The following is a 22,772-nucleotide window of genomic DNA, read 5'->3' on the forward strand; positions in this document are numbered from 1 at the left end:
GCATGACCATGGCTACGGGAACTGTGAAGTGGTTCAACGCGGAAAAGGGCTTCGGCTTCATCGCCCAGGACGGCGGCGGCCCGGATGTCTTCGCGCACTACTCCGCGATCAACTCCACGGGCTTTCGTGAGCTGCAGGAGGGCCAGGCCGTGACGTTCGACGTCACCCAGGGCCAGAAGGGTCCGCAGGCCGAGAACATCAACCTGGCCTGACCTCGCAGACCTGCCCGAGGGATCGCGCACGCCGCGTCCCGTGGCCGCCCCCCGGGCGGGCCCTGCCGCCCACTGGATGAAGGTGCCTGCTCTCGTGTCGGGCCGGGCGACAGTGTCGCCGGGCACGGGAGGCATCTCATCGACGGCCGACAGGACCCGCCGGGCCAGGGCGATGCTCTCTCCTGCCGGGGAACGTCACCAGGCGACCATGCGGGGGAGGGGGCTCACTCGGTTGTTGCTCTCGATGGAACGTGGCCGAACCGGCTGAACCGGCCGAACCGGCCGAACGGGCCGAACCGGTCAGGCCGAGGCTGCGTGACTGTGGTTCCCCCGAGATGCGGGGCATGGTGACAGAGGGTCAGATGGTTCTCCTTGGGGCGTGTCCCGATGACTCATCACGTGGAGCGCGTTGCCACCCCGGTATGCCGGGGTGGCTGCTGACTCCCGTGCCCGGCCGCGGTGCTGGCGGGACCGCGACCGGCACCGGCGACCGCGCTGCCGGGCCGTGGCTCAGGCGTCGATGATGACGGGGATGACGAGGGGCCTGCGGCGGTGGGTGCGGAAGGCCCAGTTCGCCACTGCTCGGGCGACGAGTTGTTCGAGTTGGCGCGCGTCCCCGACGCCTTCCTCGGCCGCGGTGGCCAGGGTCTTCTCGATGACGGGGATGACCGGCTCGAAGGTGGTGTCGTCGTGGACGAAGCCGCGGGCCAGGAAGTCCGGGGCCTCGGCGAGGGCGCCGGTGTCCGCGTCGACGATCGCCACCACCGTGACCACGCCTTCGGCGGCGAGGGTGAGGCGGTCCTTGAGGGAAGCTTCGGTGGCACCGCCGACTTCCATGCCGTCCACGTAGACGTTGCCGGCGGGAACCTTGCCGGTGATGGACGCGCGCCCGTCGACGAGGTCGACGACGACACCGTCCTCGGCGATGACGACCCGGTCGGGGTCGACACCCGTACGGATGGCGAGGTCGCCGTTGGCCCGCAGGTGGCGCCATTCGCCGTGCACGGGCATGACGTTTCGGGGTTTGACGATGTTGTAGCAGTACACGAGCTCGCCGGCGCTGGCGTGTCCGGAGACGTGGACCTTGGCGTTGCCCTTGTGGACCACGTGGGCGCCCCACCGGGTGAGTCCGTTGATCACTCGGTAGATGGCGTTCTCGTTGCCGGGGATGAGGGAGCTGGCGAGCAGGACGGTGTCGCCCTTGCCGATGCGGATCTGGTGGTCGCGGTTCGCCATCCGTGACAGGGCGGCCATCGGCTCGCCCTGGGAGCCGGTGCACACCAGAGTGATCTTGTGGTCCGGGAGCTTCTCCAGCTCCTTCGTGCTCACGACCAGACCCGACGGGACCTTCAGATAGCCCAGGTCACGGGCGATGCCCATGTTGCGGACCATCGACCGGCCGACGAAGGCGACCTTGCGGCCGTGCTGGTGGGCGGCGTCCAGGACCTGCTGGATGCGGTGCACATGGCTGGCGAAGCTGGAGACGATGACCCGGCGCGGCGCGGTGCGCATCACCTGCTCGATCGCCGGGTTCAGCTCACGCTCGGAGGTCGTGAATCCGGGAACTTCGGCGTTGGTGGAGTCGGTGAGGAACAGGTCCACGCCCTCCTCGCCGAGGCGGGCGAAGGCGCGCAGGTCGGTGATGCGATCGTCGAGAGGGAACTGGTCCATCTTGAAGTCGCCGGTGTGCAGCACCATCCCGGCGCCGGTGCGGATCGCGACCGCGAGGCTGTCCGGGATGGAGTGATTGACGGCCACGAACTCGCAGTCGAAGGGCCCGAAGCCGCGCCGGTCGCCCTCCCGCACCCGCACCGTGCGCGGCCGGATGCCGTGTTCCTTGAGCTTGGCCTCCAGGAACGCCAGCGTCAGCTTCGAGCCGACAACGGGAATGTCCCGCCGCTCGCGCAGCAGATACGGCACGCCGCCGATGTGGTCCTCGTGGCCGTGGGTGAGGACCACCGCCACGATGTCGTCCAGCCGGTCCCGGATCGAGGTGAAGTCCGGAAGGATCACGTCCACGCCGGGCTGGGTCTCTTCGGGGAACAGCACGCCGCAGTCGACGATGAGCAGCTTGCCGGCGTACTCGAAGACGGTCATGTTGCGGCCGATCTCACCCAGACCGCCGAGCGCGACGATCCTCAGCCCTCCCTCGGGCAGCGGCGGGGCGGATTTCAGCTCTGGATGCGGATGGCTCATACCTTGACGCTACCGGAGAGCTGGAAAGCGTGATCCATTGCCTGGGCGATGTCTCTGCTTCTCGGCGGACGAGGGGCTGCATCGCGACGGGTGCCCCTGAAATTTTCGGCTCATTTCACGAGTCTCCCCGGTGGCGGCCCCGGCCGGGCCGACGAAAAAACGCCGCTGGTCCAACAGAGCGGGATCGGAGCCGAAGGCGAAGCTCCATCCGGTGCCGCCCCGGCCGGTAGGGCCCCTGCGGTACTACGGCATTGTCTACGCCGCCCTTGCGGCACGCGAGTCCGGCAAGAGCGGCGCGGGCGCGACTGCCCCGCGCTCGGGGACCTGTGCCACGCACCTGCCGGTCCGCTGACGCACCCGCCGGTACCGGCCGGCATGCGCCGCTCTGGCGCGGCCTGGCCCTCTTGCCGCGACGGGGCGGGGCTTTCACACTGCAGACCAAGGACGGTGGGGTGGGGGAGCGGGGGGAGCCATGGCGACACAACGACGGCGTCGGCGGTTGCGGAAGCGTACGCGCCGGCACTTACAGGGCTGGAGCAGCGTCGCGGCGGTGGCCGCGGTGGTGTGGCTGGTGGGGCACTGGGCTGCGGTGTGGCCGGTCCTTGTGGTCGCGCTCGGTGTGATCGTGGTGGCCGGGGCCGGCTGGGGGTTGTGGCGCGCGCACTCGGACGCGGTGGGCCAGGACCGACAGTGGCGGGCGCAGGAGGAGGCGAAGGCGCGTGAGCTGTCGATGAGGGAGGTCGATGCTCTGTCCTGGCAGGACTTCGAGGCTTACATCGCCGACCTGTGCCGCCGGGACGGCTGCACGAAGGTCGTCGTCAGCGGCAAGAGCGGTGACCTGGGCGCCGACGTCATCGGCTACTTCCCGGACGGCCGCAAACTGGTCGTTCAGTGCAAGAAGTACGCACCCGAGCGCAGCGTGTCCTCGCAGGACATGCAGAAGTTCGTGGGCACCGCCCGCCTTGAGCACGGCGCGGACGTCGCAGTCTTCGTCACCACCTGCCGTACGTTCACCAAAGCCGCGCAAGGGCTGGCGCTGCGGCAGAACATCGTGCCCCTGCACCGGGACCTGCTCGGTTCCTGGGTCAAAGGGGCCCATCTGGAGACATTGATTGTGCTCGGTGGGCTTGGCGACGGCAGAACGAAGCGGAACTCGCCGGCCTGATGTTCAAGGGGAGTTGAAAGCGCGCTTCGGTTGATGCGTGCCCAGTCGCGTGCTGTTGGACGCCTCCTGGAAACACGGGGACTGCTGCACTCTGGCACCTGCGGATTCTGGCTTGGCCGGCTTTGTCGGACCCACTGTTCGGCAAGCCGTAGGACTCGGTGTTCCTCGGGACGCGGGCGGTTCCGTCGCCTCACCCGCGGCGGCGACCGTCAGGCCAACGCTGCGCCGCGCCGCACCGTGTTCACCCGCCTGCGGATCGACTCGGGTACTCAGGACCACTACGAGCGGCGGATCTAGGAGGGCAGCACCCGGCGCAAATCGTCCGGTGCCTCATTGGGGCCTGCTCCGCGGCCCGGTCCTGGACGCTCGCGGCGGTGACAAGCACCACCAGCAGCAATCCCGGGCAGACCACGACCTGTGCCCTTTGCGGCCCGCGGTCTTCTTCCCCTCGCCCCGGCCGACGCCGTCGGTGGCGACGTGTCGGCCGCCCAGAGGGACTGCGAGTCGATGATCGCCGCCGTCGGCGGACGCTCGAAAGCTTACACTTCTGAGTAAATTGCAGTTTAGGTTAATTTAATGTTGCAATTCTGGCTGGAGTGCAGCCCAGAAGCGTCGGATACGGCGTCCGTTCTGCCCGAAGGCCCGAAGGCCTGCAGTGAGTGGCCACCGGCAGCCTTGGGAGGGCGCGGGCGGATCACATGGCGCCAGGAGGAAGATTTCTCGATGACCCGGCCCGATGACCCGCCCACCGCGGCGGCCCGGATGTTCGCCGAGGCCGGTGCGTTCGGCGAGCTTCTGGCCGGGATCGAGTGGGCGGCGACGCCGCTCGGGCCCCCCGAGTCCTGGCCGGGGCCCCTGGTGGACACCCTGCGCCTCATGCTCACCTCTGAACACGGGATGGCTCTGTACTGGGGCGCCGAATTCGCCACGCTGTACAACCTGGGCTCCTCACCCATCGTCGGCGCCAAACACCCCTGGGCGCTCGGCAAGCCCTACAAGGACGTGTTCCCTGAGGTCTGGGACCACCCCGTGAGCTCCCACTTCCACTATGTGACCGACACCCGCAAGTCACTGCTGATCCCCGATGAGCCGCTCATCATGGAGCGCCACGGCTTTCCGGAACAGTGCTACTTCGACTCCTCCTTCCAGCCCGTGCTGCTGGACGACGGCACCGCCGGCGGCGTACTGCAGATCATCACCGAGACCACCGGCCGGGTACTGGGTGAGCGCCGGCTGCGCCTGCTGAGCGAGACCGGCGCCCGCACCGCCGGGCTGCCCACCCCGGACGGGGTCGCCCGCGTCGTCGCGGAGGTGCTGGGCTCGTATCCCGAAGAGATCCCGTTCCTCGACCTGTACCTGGCCTCCGAGTCGGGGACGCTGCGGCCGGCGGCCTCCGCAGGACTGCGGCCGGCGCCAGAGGCCGTCCTGCCGAGTGCGGCCAACGGGTCGAAGGTCGCGGCCCGGCTGGCGCAGGTGGTCGCCGACGGTACCCCTGCCACGCTGCCGGCAGCCGCGCTCACCGGCGGCAACACGGCCGGGCAGCACGCCGCGGCCGCCCGACTGCCAGTCGAGGAGGCGCTGGCTCTGCCGCTGGACTGTGCGGGGCAGGTGGGAGGTGTCCTGGTCGTGGGCATCAACCCCTGCTTCCCGCCGACCGGGGCCTACCGGGACTTTCTGGAGGTGCTCGCCGCCGCGGTGGCCGGGGCGCTCACGGCCGCACTCGCCCACGACGAACAGCGCCGGCGGGCGGAGGCACTGACCGAGCTGGACCGGGCCAAGACCACGTTCTTCGCCAACGTCAGCCATGAACTGCGCACCCCGCTCACTCTGCTCCTGGGGCCACTCCAGCAGGTTCTGGCCGACGAGGACCGGCCCGAGCAGCGCGAGCGGCTGGAGCTGGCCGAGCGCGGCGCCCTGCGCCTGCTGAAGCAGGTCAACACCCTCCTGGAGGTCGCCAGGGCCGATGCCGGGCAGACACGCCCTGCCCTCGAGCCGGTCGACCTCGCCGGTGCCACGGCCGAGCTGGCCGGGGTGTTCCGCTCCGCCTTCGACGCGGCCGGGCTGACGCTGGAGGTGGACTGCCCGCCACTGCCCCGGCCAGTCTCCCTGGACCGGGAGATGTGGGAGAAGATCATCCTCAACCTGCTCAGCAACGCCCTGAAGTTCACCTTCACCGGCGGCGCCCGGGTACAGGTGGCCGCGGCCGGCGGCCGGGCCCGGCTGACCGTGACCGACACCGGAACCGGCATCCCCGCGGACGAGCTGCCGCGCCTGTTCGAACGCTTCCACCGGGTCCGCGGCGCCCGCTCCCGCTCCCACGAGGGCAGCGGCCTCGGCCTGGTGCTGGTCAAGGACCTGGTGGAAGCGAACGGCGGCACCGTCGGCGTGAACAGCCGGCTCGGCCAGGGCACCACCGTCACCGTGGACCTCCCCTTCGCCGCCGCCCACCGGCCCGGCCCGGTCCCGCCCGCGGCCGGCGCCGAATCCCCCGGGCAGGCCCCCAGGGAAGGCGCAGGCGGGCGGTCCGGCCGCGCCGCGGCCTATGTGGACGAGGCGCTGGGCTGGCTGGCGGCCGACCCCGTCCCCGCTGCGGCCACCCCCGCGGCACACACCCCGCACGCCCCCGCGACCCACGATGCCCCCGACGGCCCCGGCCCGCACGAAACCGACCGCCCCCAACGCGCCCGCCTGCTGGTCGTCGACGACAACGCCGACATGCGCGCCTACCTCACCCAGCTCCTGCAGCCCGACTACGACGTGCTGCTTGCCGCCGACGGCCGGGCCGCCCTGGAGATGGCCCTGGCGCAGCCGGTGGAGATGGTGCTCAGCGACGTGATGATGCCCCACATGGACGGCTTCGAGCTGGTTCGCGCGCTGCGCGCCGACCCGCGCACCGCCCGCCTGCCCATCGTCTTGCTCACCGCCCGCGCCGGCGAGGAGGAATCCGTGCAGGGCCGGCAGGCCGGCGCCGACGACTACCTGGCCAAACCCTTCTCCGCGCGCCAGCTGCTGGCGCGCGTCCGCGCCGGGTTGGAACTGTCCCGGCTGCGCGAACATGCCCTGACCGAGACCCGCAACCAGCTGGCCGTGCTGGCCTCCCTGGCCGACGCGGGCCTGCGGCTGTCCGCCACCCTCGACCCGGACCAGATCCTGCAGACTGCCGGCCAGATCCTGCTGCCCGACTTCGCCGACCAGATCAGCATCCACCTCACCGCGGCGGCACCCGCCCCGCAGTCGCCCCCGGCATACATCGCCGGGACCCCCCTTCTTGCCCGCGAGGCCCTGGTCACCGCCGCCACCCACGCGATCAACGGCACCGGCCCAGCCCCGGCCGGCCCGCCCCCGGCGCCCGCCGCCGTGCTGGCCCTGCCGCTGCACGCCCACGACCAGACACTGGGGGCCTTGGTACTGGTCCGGCGCACCGACTTCTCAGCGGTCGAACACAAGTATCTGGAGAACCTCGCCCACCGTCTGGCCATGGCCTACGACAACGCCACCCGGTACCACAACGAGCGCCGCCTCGCCCTGACCCTGCAGGGCGCCCTGCTGCCCCACCGCCTGCCCCAGGTGCCCGGGGTGCGCCTGGCCACCCACTACCGGGCGAGCAACCGCGGCGCCGAGGTCGGCGGCGACTGGTACGACGTGCTCGCACTGCCCGACGGTGCCGTGGGGCTGGCCATCGGCGACGTCATGGGCCACGACGTGGAAGCCGCCACCGTGATGGGCCAACTCCGCTCCGCCCTGCACAGCCTCGCGATGGAGGGCGCCGGCCCGGCCCAGGTGCTGGCCAGGCTGGACGCCTACCTGCAGTCGCTCGCCACCGAACGCTTCGCCACCTGCCTGTACGCGGTCTACGACCCACACCGCCACCGCCTGCACTACGCCGCCAGCGGGCACCTGCCGCCCCTGCTGGTAGCCGCCGACACCGCCTATCTGGAGCTGCCTCCAGCGCTGCCGCTGGGTCTGGGCAGCACCCCGGTCGACCGCGAGGTGGCGTTCCCGCCCGGCACCAGCCTGCTGCTGTACACCGACGGCCTGGTGGAAAACCGGACACTGTCCCTGGACGACTGCCTGGCGGCCCTGTGCCGGACCTGCGGGGCGCTGCCCGCCGCCGCCCGCACCGACCCCCAGCAGATCACCGAACGGGCCCTGGAGCTGCTGAACACCCCCGGCCGGGTCGACGACGACACCGCCCTGCTCGCCGCCACCGCCGAACCATCGTGATGGCCCGACCGCGTGCTCGACCGGTTGGCTGGAAGGCTTGAGCGACGAGACGATTCCGGTGACCGGCGCCACCACAAGGACCGGCCGCCGCGTGGTGCAGCAGCTGACAGCTGACGGCCGGGGGGTTCCGGCGCGGGCGGCGTCCCGTTCCGGCAGCGTGTGCTTCGACGGGGCAGGCCGCACCACCTGGGAGCGGGCCCTGGCCGCACCACCTGGGAGCCGGCCCCTGCGCGGTGTGAAGGGGCTGCACTCCGATCGGGGCCCGGGCAAGCGGATCCCGGGAGCGGCGCGGAAAACGCCTGCGCGAGCAGCCGACCCGCCGCACGAAGGCACTCCCGCGTGCGAAATACTCTCCCGATGAGTTCACGCACTTCCCCGATCAGCCAGCCGATCACGGTACGGAGGGCCGTCGCGCGGGATGCCAAACGGCTCACGCGGCTCGTGCGTGGCTCAGGCGCCTACGAGGGCAAGTACGCAGCCGCAGTCGCGGGCTACCGGGTCGGTCCTGATTACATCGAGGCCCATCGCGCCTTTGTGGCCGTCGGCGCCGACGAGCAGGGAGGCCGGATCCTCGGGTTCTACTCGCTCGTCCTCTCTCCACCGGAGCTCGACCTGCTGTTCGTCGCCGACGACGTGCAAGGACGGGGTATCGGACGGCTCCTCGTCGCGCACATGCAGTCCGAGGCCCGTGCCGCCGGGATCGACCGTCTCAAGGTCGTGTCGCACCTTCCCGCCGAGAACTTCTACCACCGCGTCGGTGCGGTGCGGACCGGGACCGCGTTCGCGAACCCGCCCGCCGTGCCGTGGGACCGTCCCGAATTCGAGTTTCGCATTCCTCCGGGATGAACACGGTGTGCCGGTTGGGGGCACCGGTGGGGGCCGGCTTGCAGGAGCCGCTGGACGCCACGCGCTCGACCTTGCGCGACCCGGCCGGTCTCTACCTGCTCCCCGGCCTGTCCTCTCCCGTCCGCCGACCGTCCGGCCGGCGCGCGTCTCCCTGATCCATGCGGATCACCATGTACGACTCGCCGTTCCTCGGTGGACGCGTCCAGGAACGGGTGGCGAACGTGTGCAGCCGGCCGTTCACGAGGGCATGACGCGGCAGAGACGCACCGAACTCCCTGGCCGCCGCGTCCAGCAGTGACCGTTCCACTGCGGCGCCGTCCGCCAGGTCGCCGAAGAACCGGCTCGGGTCCAGCGCCCGCGGTATCTCTCCGCTCTGCCGGATCTCTCCGTCCGCGTACGTGAATGCGTACTGCTCGGCCCCGTCTCGTGCCACCGAAAGGTGGAAGAACGGCTCCCCGTGCCGTGCCCTCAGGCCACTCCACACCACCACTGCGCGGGTGCCCCCGCTGGCGGCCGCGACCGGGGAGACGAACCGCCGCCCGTCGAACGGGGCGGGATCGCCGTCGAAGGCGAAGCTCCAGCCGGTGCCGGCCCGGCCGACCGCCGTGAGAGCCCTGTCGTCGTAGGACGAGAACTCCCCCTGGTTGCGCGGCGACACGCGGCGCGCCTCCCGGAGGGTCATGGGTTCGTTCAGCACGGTGCCGTCCGCGTCCCCGTCCGCGAGCCGTTCAGACAGTTCCTCCGGCTCCACCCCCTCCACCAGGACGAACCGGTAGGACGTGCGGTTGTTGCCGGGGTCCGGCTCCGCGAGCCACGCCAGGTCGCCCGGGTCGAGCGCGGCCGTCGGCCTCGGTGTCCCACCCGCCTGCCCGCCTCTGGGAGTCGACAGCAACTCGCGGCCCCGCTCCGGGGTCAGCAGCGGCCCCAGCACCGGGTCGGCCATCCAGCCCAGCGGCGCCAGGTGGTCCGCTCCCAGAGGCTCCCACAAGGGCAGAGCGTTCATCAGCGTCCGCCATGCCCCGTCGGTGTCCCCCCACCGCGCCAGCTCCCGCGCCCGCTGGACCGCTTCCCCGAACGGTCCGGCCGTCGTGTACCGGTACGTGCCGTTCCGCACCTGGTCCAGCGTCGTGTAAGCCAGTGACACCAGGTCGTCGTCGGCGCCCTGCAGATGGAACTTCAGTGTGGAGTCGTCCCGGTACGAGTGTGCCGCGTGCTCTGCGACCAGCGGTGGCAGCAGGTCGGGCGCGTACTGCGGGTCCGTCACCAGGCCGTCGAAATACACCATGTAGGTCTGTCCGAGCAGGCGGCGAATCTGGTCACCCAGCCCGGCGGCCCGCGGTCTGCCGTACTCCTTGGCCTCGTCCAGCGCCTTCACGGCTCGTTCCCAGCCGCCGCGCAGCGCCTCCAGCCGGGCCTCCTCCACCAGGGCGTCCAGCTTTCGCGTCGTGTCGTTGGCGAACACCGGCTCCCCGTCGCTCCGGCGCGCCCGCAGGCTGTGGAACTCCCGGTGCATGTCCCGCATGAACGTAAGGAAGTTCGCGTGCCGCTCGGGCGGCGCGGCCCGCCAGCTCGCCCACGTGTACACGGCCCACTCACCGTCCTCGTCCACGTCCTCGGGATCCAGGAGGACGTGGGTGATGTCGGACTCGACGTCGAGTTGCAGCCCGCGCCGCCAGATGTCCGCCTCCCGTCGCTCCTCGGGCCCGGCGTCCTCGTCCAGGTACTCCTCGAACATGTCGGCGAGTTCCGACTCGTTGTTGTGCCAGCGCGCGTCCTCGGTCCCCGCCAGCAGCCACACGAAGCCGCCCGCGTGCCGCCACCCGTCGCTGACCGCGAGGAACTCCCGGTAGACGGGGGCATTTGTCGGCCGAGCCGCTCCTCCATGGCTGCGATCCGCTCCTCGGTCGCGGAAGGGAACCCCAGCCATCGCGCCTGCCGCGCGGCCTCGTCGTCCTCACCCCGCGTCTCGCCGTCCGGCAGGGAATCCGCCCACTCCCCGCTCCACCGGAGCAGGAAGGACCGCCAGTCGAATGCCTTGGTGTCCGTCATACGCCCGATGCTGCCACCCGCCACTGACAGTGCTCCGTCGCCTGCCGCGCCAACGGCACCAGGCGCGCGAGCGGGCCGGCGGAGATCCTGCCTCGCCGATGACCCACCTACGGAGTTCGTGGTGGTTCTCGAACTGTCCGCGACCGGTTCCTGGTCTGGCGCACTTCGGCGGCCGGTCCCTGCCGGTCGTACCAGGACGCAAGCTCACCGCAACGGCTGAACCACCCGAAGCGGTCCGGCCCGGCACATGAGCCGAGTTGGCCGGCCCTCGGATCGGGCAGCTCACTGAGCAGATCGGGGACTCGGAAGGCCGAACGGCCCGGCTTGTGGAACGCCGCGCTCTGTGTGGAATCGGGGTTTCGCCGGGTGGTCTTGGGATCTGCCAGGGAGCGGATGCGATCGGGATGCGCCCAGGAAGTCGATGGTTGGGTCGAGCATCGCGGATGCGCACGCCGGGCCGGGGACGCTCCGTACCGGACGGCGGACTCCTTGTCCCGTCAGTCGCTTCTCGTCACTGCGACCCCGCGGCCACCTCGACAAACTGGCCGCGAAGTGCGGCACCGTTATGCAGACCTGCCGCCCGTGAGGTGCCGGGCATTGCGCTCGGCGGGACGGTAGTCGGACCTATCAAGGCGCCTGACCAGCCCACCGAGCAGTTGCGCCGCCCCGACGATCACCGCCAGATCCAGAAGCAGTGTCGCAAGTGTGCTCACCTCCATCGGGAGCCCTCTTCTTCGCCGGCGGGTACCGGGGTGGGTTCCGGTGTCACCGCGAGGGCGACGAACGGCGCTTCAATGCGGTCCTGGGGCATTGCGTGACTCCCTTTGCCCTATCGGCGGGCCTGACGAAGTCCTGTGGCTGCTCCCGTGCGGGCGCAGCGGACTTCGAGCGGGGAATGGCGTACGGGTCGGCCGATGTCAGGCGTGAAGGGGGTCTGCCTCGGGCGAGTTCGTTCCCGAGGCGGCCTCGGGTTCGGGTGCAGTGGGGGACATGCGCTGTTCGAGCCGCTCGGGCAGCGCCCAGCGGTACAACGGCATCGCGCCGGCAGTAGTGATGACCGCGACCAGGACCAGCATGGAGAAGACGTCCTTGCTGATCATTCCCTGGGCGAGGCCGATGTTGATGAAGATGAGGATCATCAGGCCACGGGCGTTCATCAAGCCGCCGACCGCCCAGGACTCGCGCCACGAGAAGCCGATGCCGCGCATGGCCGTCGCGCAGCCCACGTACTTGCCGATGAACCCCGCGGCCAGGATCAGCAGGAACGGGCCGATCATGGCCCATCCGGCGAGGCCGCCGAGTTCGGTGTTGAGGCCGGAGAAGGCGAAGAAGATCGGCAGGAGCAGGACGCAGACGATGTCCATCATCCGGCTGTGCAGAGCCGTTCGGAAGGCGGGGTTGCGCGGCATGGCGAGTCCGGCGATGAAGCCGCCGAAAACGGAGTAGATGCCGATGTAGTCGGTGAACCATCCGGCCAGGAGGACGATGCCGACGACGATGTACATCTGGTCGAAGCCGAAGTGGCCGGTGCGTTCGACTTTGGCGCCCATCGGGCGCAGCAGCCGGGCCACGACAGTCAGCATGACCAGGGCGAATACGGTAGTGAAGCCGATCATGCGCAGGATCCGCATTGCCCCGCCTCCGGTGTGCATCGCTGACAGCACGGCGAGCAGGCACCAGGCCGCGGCATCGTCGACCGAGGCGCCCAGGAGGGTCATCCGGCCGAGCTGGGTGTTCTCCAGCCGGCGCTCGTAGAGGATGCGGGCCAGCATCGGGAAGGCAGTGATCGACAGGGCGCCGCCCATGAAGAGGGCGAACTGGAAGGAAGTGACGTCGGGGCGGGAGAGCCGGTCGTAGAGGAGGTAGCCGGCGCCGGTGCCTAGCAGCAGGGCGGGGATGATGCCGGAGAGGGCCAGGACGGCGGCGTTCCTGGTGTCCTGCCCGGCGGTGCTGTCACCGTGGTCAAGGCCGGCGCCGACAAGGAACATGAAGATGGTCAGACCGATGGTGCTCAAGACGTAGAGGATCGGCTTCACCTCGGCAGTGAAGATCGCCTTCTGTGCCTCGGGGAAAAGGGCGCCGAAGAGGGTGGGGCCGAGCAGCACACCGGCGACCATTTCACCCAGCACCCGCGGCTGCTTCACCATGAGGGCGAGGCGGCCGCAGAGGGCCGAGACGGCCAGGATGACGACGATCGCGGGCAGGACGTGGAGAACGAGTTCGAGGTTCTTGTCAGTAGTGGCGGCCAGATCGGTCGCGTGCGGCACGACAACTCCCGTGATCGTCAGGTAGGGGACAGCGGGTTGGTGGGGACCGCCGACAGCCGGTTCTTCGGGGGCGAGAACGCCGTGTGTCGGCGGGTTCGCGGGAAGACCGAGCACCCGGTGCGCATGTTCCACATGGGCGGCCTCGCCCGATGGCACAGGCGCCCGAAACCCGGCTTGCCTTGCGGTTCGGCCGGCAGATCGAGGTCCTTCCGAGCGTCACCATGACGGGATCGCATCGCGCGTGGCGACGCGTCTTCGGGTTCCGTCGCCCCTCGCAGCCCGCCGTCGATAGTCAGACAGCCGAACCGACAGCGGCACCGCGGATGTTGTGGGTCGGGGCTTTCCGCGCGCTGCCGGCATACAAGGATGCTGGCCGGGTCGAGTTACGTTGCGCTTACTCGAAGCGCAAGTGGCTGAGCTGCTTGCCGACAGGGCTGGCTGCACGAAAAAGCCCGGGCAGCACGGGCAGTGGGCCGGCGATCAGTGGCCCGCGGCGAGCTCGGCGCCGGCCCGGAGCGCAGTATCGCGGCTCACCCCGATAAGCCGGTCCCAGCTGTCGGCAAGGCCGACGCTGGCGAAGGTTTCGCGCATCAGCGTGTTGAAGACCGAGTCGGAGCCGATGAGTTCTGCTTCGACTTGCCCGAAGACCTCGACCATCAGGACCCCGTAGAGTCTGGCCCATGCCAGTTTGAACAGCCAGAGCGTGCCCAGTCCCTCTATGCCGAGCGCAGCGACGAACGGGTCTCCGCGCTTGCTTGCGCTCTCCTGGATGAGCGCATGTAGTCCAGGGTCCAGGTCGGCGGGCGCCGGCACGGCGATGAGGCCCTGGGAGTGCAACTCGATGAACAACCCTGCGAAGTGCGCGGCGAACGGATTCGGAGAGTCGTCGCCGCCCTCGTCCAGCAGTCCCAACTCCTTGCGGCGAATCGGGCAGGAGGCCGCAGCGAGCGTCGGGTTGGCGAATGCCATCTGGAATTCTATCCGGTTGGCCAGCGCCCAGCAGCGCAGCATCGTGGCCGAAGCGGCGAGCCTGGCGGCGGGGTCGTCGCACGGGTAGTGGTCGCGTGCCTTGTCCATGGCTGCGACCACGTCGTTGCAGATGTCGCGCGCGACCAGTACATGCAATTCGTCGACGCTGTCGATGTATCGGTACAGGGCCGGTGGGGTCATCCCCATCTGGGTGGCCACCGCACGCAATGACAGGGTGTCGCCGTGTCGCAGCAGCGTTCGGGACACCTCGACGATCTCGTCGTAGGTCTCCAGGCGCCGTCGTTCGCGGCGGCTCATCGCTGGTGACCGTTGCACCATCTCGCCTCCCCCGGCCAATCCGCCGATGCTGTCCGACCGGTTCGTCCGCGACCGCAGCGACTGTAATCGACATATACGGCCGGATGACGGGTGACCCCGCGGCTTTGTGGCGGCCGGCCACGGCGTCCACGGGACGAACTGCCGGCTCAGTCCCCGTACGGACCGGCCGACTTGGCGTCTTTCGATCATACGTTGAGTCGTCCGCCCACAGATAGCGCTGCGCAGGTGCGCCATTGCCGGGGCCCCGGCCCAGTATGCAGTGGCCGCTGGCGGTTCGCGCTCGGGTCCGGAGCGGCGCTCACCTCTTTCGTCGGGGTGTGGTCGCCGAACGGTGGTGGTCGAGCGCGACGTCGAGCCAGAAGTCCAACGTCTCCTCGGTCGGCACCTGTTCGGCGCTCACCTGCACCCAACCGGCACCCATATTGCGGCCGTTGCCCATGTCGGCGCACTGTGCACCCTTGCGTTCGAGTTCGCCGACCCGGGACGGCGTGCAGCGCAGCCACATGCCGCCGTCGCCGTGGGCGAACACCGCGAGCTTGCCGTTGACCATGAATCCCAGCCCGCCGAACATGTGCACTTCACGGACAGACTGCACGGATGTGAGCCCACCGCGGATACGGTCAGCAAGATCGCGGTCATAGGCCACCGGTCACAGCCCCCTCGGCCTGCGCCCCAGCGGGTGGGGCAGTCCTGCCTGGTCCGGGTCCAGGATGCCCTGTGGCACCCTCGATCAAATATGCCCCAGGGGCCTTGTCACGCAGTGGTGACCGTCGCCGCGAAATGACTGCGCCATGCCTGGATCGGCGCCGACGACGCGGAACCGGCGACCTCATGGCGCCCCTCCCGGAGTACGCGTGCGGCGTCGTCGCTGGGGATGCCGATGAACACTTCGCAGGCCAGATTGGTGTGCGCGGTCCGGTTGCCCGCCAAATCCCGCGTCCAAGCGGCGGTGGCCGCGCCCCAGGCCAGCCGGTCCCGATACGCGTCGGCCACCTCGCATATCCGCTCCAGACCAGCGCGGTCGGTGCCGCCGCCGTAAGCACAGGCCATCCCGATGCCGTTCCACAGAGCGGGGTGACGGTCGGGCTGGAAGCCGGCCACCGTAGCGGCCGCCCGCTCGACCACGGCCCCGCTCGAGAACCAGATCGCGCGGCCCAGGCCCTGGTCGAACAACGGCCCGCACTCACTCGACAGATGGGTCGGACGCGCCTTCCTGACGATGTAGCGGCGGCGTTCGAAGAAGCCGCCGTGGAACCCGTATCCGTCCACGGTTGCCCAACCGAGCAGCGGATCCAGCTCGCCCAGATACCGCTCGGGCCGGCGCCGCAGGCGGGCCAGAGCGAGGCCGACACCGACGTAGATAGTGTAGATGTGCGCTCCGCCGGGACCGTCGACGAAGGCGCCGAGGCGCTTCTTCCATGGCGTCAGCAGATCCAACGCGCCCAAGCCCATGCCCGCGCCTTCGTAGGCGAACCCGCGGAACACGCGGTCCACCGCCTGCAGTCGGACGACCAGCGCGGGCGCGGAACAGTCCTCCAAGGTGGCGTTGTAACCCAGTGCCAGCGATTCGGCTACCGGGGCGAATCGCCGCCAGGCTTCGGGTGCGAACCCGGGCTTGCTGAACACCTTTCGGGGTTGGGGGATACCGAAAAGTCGACGACGGACGCTGCCCAGTGCGGTCATTGATCGGCCCTCGCTGCTGTGGTCGGGTCTTGATGGCGTGCGGTCCACGCCGTTCGCACCCCTTGCCGCCAAGCCTCGTAGCGTGGGGTGGTCATAGCCAGTGGTGCTGTGCCGGCTCGTTCAGCGGTGGCGATCCGTGCCACCGTCGCGCTGTCCGCGCCCCACGAGATGGCGCAGGCAAGATCGGTGTGGCCGGCTGAATGTCCCGCCACGTGCCGGAACTCCGCGGCGACGGCGACCCCGACGGCGAACTGGTCCGCGTCCGGTCCGGCTGCTGTCACGAGCCGGCGCATCGCCGGTTCGTCGAGTACACCGGCAGCGTATGCGCAGGCCAGGCCGACGCCGCTCCACAGGTCGCCGCGGCGAGCTGCCGGGAACCGTCCTATGACGGCGGCGATCCGCTGTGTGTTCGCGGCGGAGGTGAACCAGAGGCTGCGCCCGAGCCCGCGGTCGAACATCTGCCCGGCATAGCCGGTGATGCGGCGCGGCCTGACCTGCTGTCGCAGGCTCCGCTCGGGGGTGAAAAAGCCGTAGTAGAAGCCGTATCCGTCGAGGATGAGCCACCGGTCGTCATCGTCGTAGCGGGCCATGATCCGAAGCGGGTCCACCGGCATCCGCGGCAGTGCGAGACCAGCACCGATGTACAGCAGTGGCTTGTAGGCGCGCCCGGGACCGGTGAGGAAATCGGCGAGCCGCTTCTTGTAGGGCAGCAGGCAGTCCAGCAATGACAGCCCCATGCCGGCGCCCTCGTAGGCGACCCCGCGTACGTCGTCGTCGGTGGCGTCCAGCATCGGGACCAGCGTGGCGAACCGGGGATGGTCGACGGTCGTCCAGAAGCTGTCGACGAGGGTGTGCGCGACTGGCGCGAAATCCTGCCAGACGCGATCGATGTCGTTGTGGGCGCCGAACTGCCGGGCCGCGATTTTGGGGAATTCGTCGGCAGAGAGCCGCAGCACCGGCTTGAGGATGGTGCTCAAGGTGATCAACGTCGGGCTCCTCACACTGGTTCGGCGCAAGAGGCCGCGCGCCGGGGGCGCCGCACGGTATGGGATACGGCCTTGGCAGCCGATCGGGGCGGCTCGGCACCGGTCGCGTCCGCCCCGAGCGGGACCGCCGGACGGGCAGCTTGGTCTGCCGCGGTTGTCGGATCGGATCGAATTCATTCGAACTGTCGAAGAATGCGCTGACGCCACAGGGCGTATGCAGGCACCTCCGGGTCGGTCGGCAGGCCCCGCCGCAGCGAATCGACCGCCGCGGCCGCCTCCGCGGACGGCATCCCGCACAGCACCTCGCTCGCGAAGTCGTTGTGGTCGGCGGTATTGCCGACGTGATGCCGGATGCTGGCCGACATCGCCGAGCCGACCGCGAGATGCCCCTGGCGCTCGCCGGCGACGGCTCGCAAGCGCTCTATGGTGGGACGGTCGACTCCGCCGGTGTAGCCGCAGGCCAAACCCACTCCCTGCCACAAGTCGGCCTGTCGTGTCTCGCAGAAGCCCGCTATCGTCGCCCCGACGCGCTCGACGTCGGCGCCGGAGGAGAACCAGATGCTGCGTCCCATCCCGTGGTCGAACACCCGGCGCCCGTAGCCGCGCAGATGACCCGGAAGACGCTGTTCGATCACGTACCGCTTGTGCGCGAAGAACCCCTGGTGGAAGCCGTACCCGTCCAAGACGGCCCAGCCGAACAGCGGGTCGCCCAAGCGCCTGCGGAATGGCTCCGGGTTGAACCGCATCCTGGCCAGGCCCATACCTGCGCCGAGGTAGATGCCGAAGATGTACGGCGCGCCCGGGCCGGTCGCGAACGCCAGGGTCCGCCGCTTCGTCGGCATCAAGGTGTCCAGGGCGGCCAGACCGACACCGGCGCCTTCGTAGGCGAAACCGGCCAGTTCCTTGTCGTATGCGTCGAGTTTGGGGACAAGCGTCTCGACCCGGGGGTCGAGCACGGTGGTCTGGCAGCATTCGGTGACGGTGAACACGACCTGCTTGAGCCTTGCGCTCGAGGCGTCGTCGCCGACGGTCGGAGGCTTGAGCGTCGCGGACGACACCGCGAACACCTTTCCCAGGAGATTGCCGGCGAACGTGCGCAGCTTGCTCTCGCCCGCGTCGGCGGGGATTTCACGACCGGCGGGCGATGCGGGTATCAGGTCGACCATGGGCTCACTCTCTAGGCGGGCAGACTCGAAGCGGTGAAGACCTCGAACAGGTGGGTCTGGAGCAGTTCGTAGCCCGGCTGGTCCATGCGCCTGGGCAGAGCAGCGAACGCGTCCTCGACGATCGTCGAGGCGCCCAGGCTGTCGGTGCCGCACAGCACCTCGCACGCCAGGTCGGTGTCGGGTTGGGGGTTGCCGGCACGGTGGCGGCCCCGGGCCGCGAACGCCGCCCCGATGGCCACGCGCGTCAGGTGCGGGGCGCAGACCTCCCGTAGACACTCGATCTCCTGCCGCGAAAGCCCGCCGACGTAGCTGCAGGCGACGCCGACGCCCAACCAGAGATCCGCGTGCCGGTCAGGGGTGAAAGCGGCGATGTGGGCGGCGATGCGGACCACGTCGGCACCCGCGGAGAACCAGATGCTGCGGCCCACACCCTGATCGAAGACTCGCCGAGCGTACGGCGAGAGGAACGCGGGGACCACCTGCCGGTCGACGTACTTGGCCCGGGCGAAGAACCCCTGGTGGAAGCCGTAACCGTCCATGACCAGCCATCGCAGCACGGGGTCGTCGAGCCGAGCCAGAAACGGTTCGGGCCGTCGTCGCATTCGCGCCAGTGCCTCGCCGGCGCCGATGTGCACCATGTAGACGTGGGCGTCTCCGGGCCCGGCGAGGAACTCGCGGAACCGCGATTTCGACGGCAGTACGCAGTCCAACCCGGTCAGTCCCATCGCGACGCCTTCGTGGGCGTACCCGTTCAACGGTTTGGGGACCTGCTCCAGGCGGGCCATGATGTCGGCCAAGCTGCCGCCGTCGACCACCGCGTGGTAGCCGCCGACAGCCGCCCGGACACCATCCTCCAGGTGTCGCCAGTTCGCCGAGTCACCGCCCTTGAAGGCGAGGATCTCCCTCTCGGGAACGCCCATCGCGGCGCGGCGGGCCCGCATCAGCATGCCGGTCACCGCGACTGGCCTCCCGCCAGCGCACCCGCTTCGATGTCGCCTTCGGTTCCCTTCGTGGGCGCGGCAGCGTCACTGCCGTGCGGGCGGATCGAGAAGTCCCGGCCGCCGCCCTTGGCCAGTCCGTCCGGCCCCACGGTGATCCACGCTTCCTCCGATGTGCCGTGTGACTGGTAGCTGTCGACGAGCCGCATCAGCGCCTTGTCGGCTCGCCACCGGTCGGCCTGGTCGCGTCGTACCTCGTCGTCGGCGGCGTCGCACTCCGCGATGACCGCGGACACGAGCTCGCCGGCGATCCGCTCCAACTCGTCCAGATTGGCGGCGAATTGATCGTCGAGTTCCGCATCGGGAAGGTCGCCGACCATGCCCTCGTGGAAGCGTGTCATGAAATCGAAGTCGTAGTAGGTGACGAAGCCGTCGGCATGTGCCTTCGGTTCGACGTCGTACCACTGCCGGAAGAACCGCTGGACCGGCTCGGTGATCGTCGATATCCGTGCCATCTGCGCCACCAGCCGCGGCCGGTCGCCCAACTGCCGGAACTGGTCGTGGTGGTAGAGCAGCGACGCCACCGCCCAATAGACCCCGGTGTCCCAGATGATCTTCGCGCTCATGACCCGGGCGTTGCCCATGATCGGGTACTGGCCTTCGTAGATCGGTAGCCAGCCGTCGGTGACCAGGAAGAACACATTATTGTGGATCGCGGCGAGCTCGCTGATGTCCTCTCCGTCGAGCGCGCGTGTGACCAGGTCGGTGATCAGCCCGTTGCTCAACGAGATGACGTCGAACCCCGGCGAGTACAACGGGTCCAGGAAGATGCCCGCCTCCCCCGTCAGGCACCAGCCCTGCTCGGAATACACCTGCTCACAGCCGTACGAATAGTTCCGCATGACCTTGAAGTCGAGCAGCTTGTCGCGATGCGACTCGACGACTTCGGCGCACTGCGGCTCGTGTTCTCGCAGCCACGTCAGCGCCTTCTCGAAACGGTTGATCTTGTCGAACGGGTGGATCTCGGCGTCGGCGACGATGCCGACGCTGATCGAGTTCGAGGCCAAGGGGATCAGCCATACCCAGTACCCCTCACCCATCAGGTGGTTGGTCGACAGGCGACGGTGGCCGTCAGTGATGCGCTCGTGCCAGCTGCTCAGGCTCGACCATTCGTCGATGTCGATCGGGTGGTCGATCCGGAACCACGCGGCATTCACATTGTGTCCGTTCGGTTTCGCCAGCCCGAGCTTGCGCTTGAGGAGCGAAGCGCGGCCCGAGGCATCGAGCACCCATCGCGCCCGGATGCCGCGATGCTCACCGTCCGGCGTCGTCACGCTGACGCTGTGCCGCCGGCCGGTATCGGTGAGATCGATCTTGTCGATCCTGTGGCCGACCCACACGTCCACACCGAGATCGGTGAGTTCGTCGGACAGGTAGTTCTCGAACCGCCCGCGGTCGATCTGGTAGGTGGCACCGACATGCGGGCGGTGCGCATGGCCGAGTTCGACGCGTCGCGCGATGTCGCGGTTGTCGGCCTGGGTGAAGAAGAACCGCAGCCCGAACTTGTCGAGTTGCCGGCCAGTGATGTGAGGTTCCACCTTGAGCACGTCACGCATGTAGTGCGCGGCGATGTCGACGGTCGATTCTCCCACCTTGTGTGCTGCCTCGGGGGCCCGGGTACTTTTCTCCACCACCACGATCGAGGTGCCGGGGCGGGCCCTGTGCAGATGCATCGCCAGCGTCAGCCCGGCCGCGCCGCCGCCCATGATTGCTACGTCGAATTCGGAAACCGCGTCGTCGGACGTTTTCTGCTCGGTCACTGTGCTACCTCCAGCACGGCATCACGGGCGACGAAGGCCCCAGGATGGTTGGATGGTTGCCGCTTTGGCTTGACGTGGGCCGGCGCCCGTATGCGTCTGGCTGCGCTCGCATGCTGCCGACGAAGTGCCGCGAGGTCGCCATGCTCAACGTCCCCGCTCTTCGGCAGTCATCGCGTGGCCCCATGCATCCGCCTCCGCCTCCGCAACAAGGTGCTCCTGCATCTCGTCTTGCCAGCGAACGCTAGGGGCCCCGGTTACGCGGCACTTACTGCCGGTGGAAGCTCCACCAGGGCTCCTCGACGCCTAATGGGAGCTACGGAGCCGGGGAATGCTCGGGTCCGTAGCCGCCAGCAGGTGAGCACTACCGACGCCGGAAGCATTCGACTTCTGAGGTCAGACCGTGCCCCTGCTGGTCGGCCGGGAGGCCAGACCGTTGATGGGGTGGCGTGCCCGCCGGGCAGTGGGGCGTGAGCACTGGATCCATTAGGCCGCGTGCCGTGCCTTCCGCAGGCTGCATGGAGCAAAGCACCTGACCAGGAGGACGAGTTGCTGCTGATCGGCGATGACTGGGCCGAAGACCACCACGACGTCGAGGTCCAGGACGAGGCAGGCCGAAAACTCGCCGCGGCGAGGCTGCCCGAGGGCGTGGAGGGAATCGCGAAGCTGCACGAGCTCCTGGCCAAGCACGGCGGCGAGGGCCTGGATGCCGCCGACGTGGTGGTGGGGATCGAGACCGACCGCGGCTCCTGGGTGCAGGCCCTGATCGCCTCCGGCTACCAGGTCTATGCCATCAACCCGCGGCAGGTCGCCCGGTTCAAGGAACGCTATGCCTCCTCCGGCGCCAAGAGCGACAGGGGCGACGCGCACGCGCTGGCGGACATGGTCCGCATCGACCGGGCCCAGCTGCGGCCGGTGGCCGGGGACAGCGAGCAGGCGCAGGCCGTCAAGGTCGTCGCCCGCGCCCACCAGACCTTGATCTGGGAACGCGTTCGCACGTTCCAGCGGCTGCGCAGCACGCTGCGCGAGTACTTCCCCGCCGCCCTGGCCGCCTACGCGGACCTCACCCTGACCAGCACGGACGCCCTGGAACTGCTGATCAAGGCCCCTACCCCGGCGGCCGGGGCGAAGTTGACCCGTGCCCAGATCACCGCCGTTCTGGCCCGTGCCCGCCGGCGCAACCGGGACGCGAAAGCGGCCACGATCCAGGCCGCGCTGCGCGAACGGCAGCTGGGCCTGCCCGAGCCGGTCACGACCGCCTACGCGGCCACCGTCACCGCTCACGCGAAGCTGCTGATCGCCCTGAACGAGCAGATAGCCGACCTGGAAGGGCAGGTGAGGGCCCATTTTCTCAAGCACCCAGACGCTGAGATCTACCTCTCGATGCCCGGCATCGCGGAGATCACCGGCGCCCGGGTGCTCGCCGAGTTCGGGGACGACCCCACCCGCTACGCGTCCGCCAAAGCCCGCAAGAACTACGCCGGCACCAGCCCCATCACCCGGGCCTCCGGCAAGAGCCATACCGTCCAGGCCCGCTACGTCCGCAACAACCGGCTCGCCGATGCGTTGCAGACCCAGGCGTTCTCCGCCCTGCGCGCCTCGCCCGGCGCCCGCCACTACTACGACAAACAACGCGCCCGCGAGGCCGGTTACAACCCGGCCCTGCGGCAGCTCGGCAACCGCCTCGTCGGCATCCTCCACGGATGCCTCAAGACCCGAACCCTCTACGACGAAGCGACCGCCTGGTCGCACCACGCCCACACCCCTGCCGCTTGACACCAAACGACATGGGGTGTCTGACCGCGACCATGCTGGAGCTCGTCACAGAACAACCTCGATTGTGTAGTCCTACGGGTGCTTCACGTCCGGGGTGGCACCGTCCTCATCCCGTTACCCAGGGGCACTTTCAGCGCGC

The 22,772-nt window shown here is 69.4% G+C and carries 14 protein-coding genes and 1 pseudogene; 5 read left to right on the plus strand and 10 right to left on the minus strand.

Annotation, left to right across the window (positions count from 1 at the left end):
* Window positions 1-8: 8 nt before the first annotated feature.
* On the plus strand, window positions 9-212 hold the full coding sequence (locus OOK07_RS35435) for a cold-shock protein (RefSeq protein ID WP_030052720.1): 204 nt from the start codon (window positions 9-11) through the stop codon (window positions 210-212).
* Between the two features lie 510 nt (window positions 213-722).
* Here OOK07_RS35435 and OOK07_RS35440 read toward each other — a convergent pair.
* Window positions 723-2,408: a ribonuclease J gene (locus tag OOK07_RS35440; protein WP_266685887.1), complete on the minus strand. Its 1,686-nt coding sequence runs from the start codon at window positions 2,406-2,408 to the stop codon at window positions 723-725.
* A gap of 472 nt (window positions 2,409-2,880) precedes the next feature.
* On the opposite strand from OOK07_RS35440, the gene OOK07_RS35445 reads away from it, so the two are divergent.
* The 3 genes from OOK07_RS35445 (at window position 2,881) to OOK07_RS35455 (ending at window position 8,643) form a co-directional block, all read left to right on the plus strand.
* Window positions 2,881-3,573, plus strand: a complete 693-nt coding sequence (locus tag OOK07_RS35445; RefSeq protein WP_406312881.1) for a restriction endonuclease — start codon at window positions 2,881-2,883, stop codon at window positions 3,571-3,573.
* A 723-nt stretch (window positions 3,574-4,296) separates the two neighbouring features.
* Window positions 4,297-7,797: a SpoIIE family protein phosphatase gene (locus OOK07_RS35450; RefSeq protein ID WP_266800556.1), complete on the plus strand. Its 3,501-nt coding sequence runs from the start codon at window positions 4,297-4,299 to the stop codon at window positions 7,795-7,797.
* 357 nt (window positions 7,798-8,154) lie between these two features.
* Complete coding sequence (locus OOK07_RS35455; protein ID WP_266800558.1) at window positions 8,155-8,643, plus strand: GNAT family N-acetyltransferase; 489 nt, start codon at window positions 8,155-8,157, stop codon at window positions 8,641-8,643.
* Between the two features lie 91 nt (window positions 8,644-8,734).
* On the opposite strand, the pseudogene OOK07_RS35460 reads toward OOK07_RS35455, so the two are convergent.
* The 9 genes and pseudogenes from OOK07_RS35460 to OOK07_RS35500 form a co-directional block, all read right to left on the minus strand.
* Window positions 8,735-10,692 (minus strand): annotated as a pseudogene (locus OOK07_RS35460) (SMI1/KNR4 family protein).
* A 917-nt stretch (window positions 10,693-11,609) separates the two neighbouring features.
* On the minus strand, window positions 11,610-12,959 hold the full coding sequence (locus OOK07_RS35465; protein ID WP_266800559.1) for a cation:proton antiporter: 1,350 nt from the start codon (window positions 12,957-12,959) through the stop codon (window positions 11,610-11,612).
* Between the two features lie 480 nt (window positions 12,960-13,439).
* Window positions 13,440-14,246: a TetR/AcrR family transcriptional regulator gene (locus OOK07_RS35470; protein WP_266800560.1), complete on the minus strand. Its 807-nt coding sequence runs from the start codon at window positions 14,244-14,246 to the stop codon at window positions 13,440-13,442.
* Between the two features lie 319 nt (window positions 14,247-14,565).
* Window positions 14,566-14,862, minus strand: coding sequence for a TfoX/Sxy family protein (locus tag OOK07_RS35475; protein WP_266800561.1), 297 nt, complete (start codon window positions 14,860-14,862; stop codon window positions 14,566-14,568).
* 158 nt (window positions 14,863-15,020) lie between these two features.
* Complete coding sequence (locus OOK07_RS35480) at window positions 15,021-15,950, minus strand: DUF1702 family protein (RefSeq protein ID WP_266685904.1); 930 nt, start codon at window positions 15,948-15,950, stop codon at window positions 15,021-15,023.
* The gene (locus OOK07_RS35485; RefSeq protein ID WP_266800563.1) at window positions 15,947-16,936 is read right to left on the minus strand and encodes a DUF1702 family protein; all 990 of its coding nucleotides are present in this window, start codon (window positions 16,934-16,936) and stop codon (window positions 15,947-15,949) included. Before OOK07_RS35485 ends, OOK07_RS35480 begins: the two co-directional genes overlap by 4 nt.
* Before the next feature lie 173 nt (window positions 16,937-17,109).
* Window positions 17,110-18,102 carry a DUF1702 family protein gene (locus OOK07_RS35490; protein ID WP_266800565.1) on the minus strand — a complete coding sequence of 331 codons (993 nt, stop codon included), beginning with the start codon at window positions 18,100-18,102 and terminating at the stop codon, window positions 17,110-17,112.
* A gap of 11 nt (window positions 18,103-18,113) precedes the next feature.
* The gene (locus OOK07_RS35495; protein ID WP_266802143.1) at window positions 18,114-19,049 is read right to left on the minus strand and encodes a DUF1702 family protein; all 936 of its coding nucleotides are present in this window, start codon (window positions 19,047-19,049) and stop codon (window positions 18,114-18,116) included.
* A gap of 5 nt (window positions 19,050-19,054) precedes the next feature.
* The gene (locus OOK07_RS35500; protein ID WP_266685908.1) at window positions 19,055-20,860 is read right to left on the minus strand and encodes an NAD(P)/FAD-dependent oxidoreductase; all 1,806 of its coding nucleotides are present in this window, start codon (window positions 20,858-20,860) and stop codon (window positions 19,055-19,057) included.
* A 546-nt stretch (window positions 20,861-21,406) separates the two neighbouring features.
* On the opposite strand from OOK07_RS35500, the gene OOK07_RS35505 reads away from it, so the two are divergent.
* The gene (locus OOK07_RS35505; RefSeq protein ID WP_266801861.1) at window positions 21,407-22,633 is read left to right on the plus strand and encodes an IS110 family RNA-guided transposase; all 1,227 of its coding nucleotides are present in this window, start codon (window positions 21,407-21,409) and stop codon (window positions 22,631-22,633) included.
* Window positions 22,634-22,772: the final 139 nt, after the last annotated feature.

The sequence above is a fragment of the Streptomyces sp. NBC_00078 genome (assembly GCF_026343335.1).
In the GTDB taxonomy this organism is placed as follows: domain Bacteria; phylum Actinomycetota; class Actinomycetes; order Streptomycetales; family Streptomycetaceae; genus Streptomyces.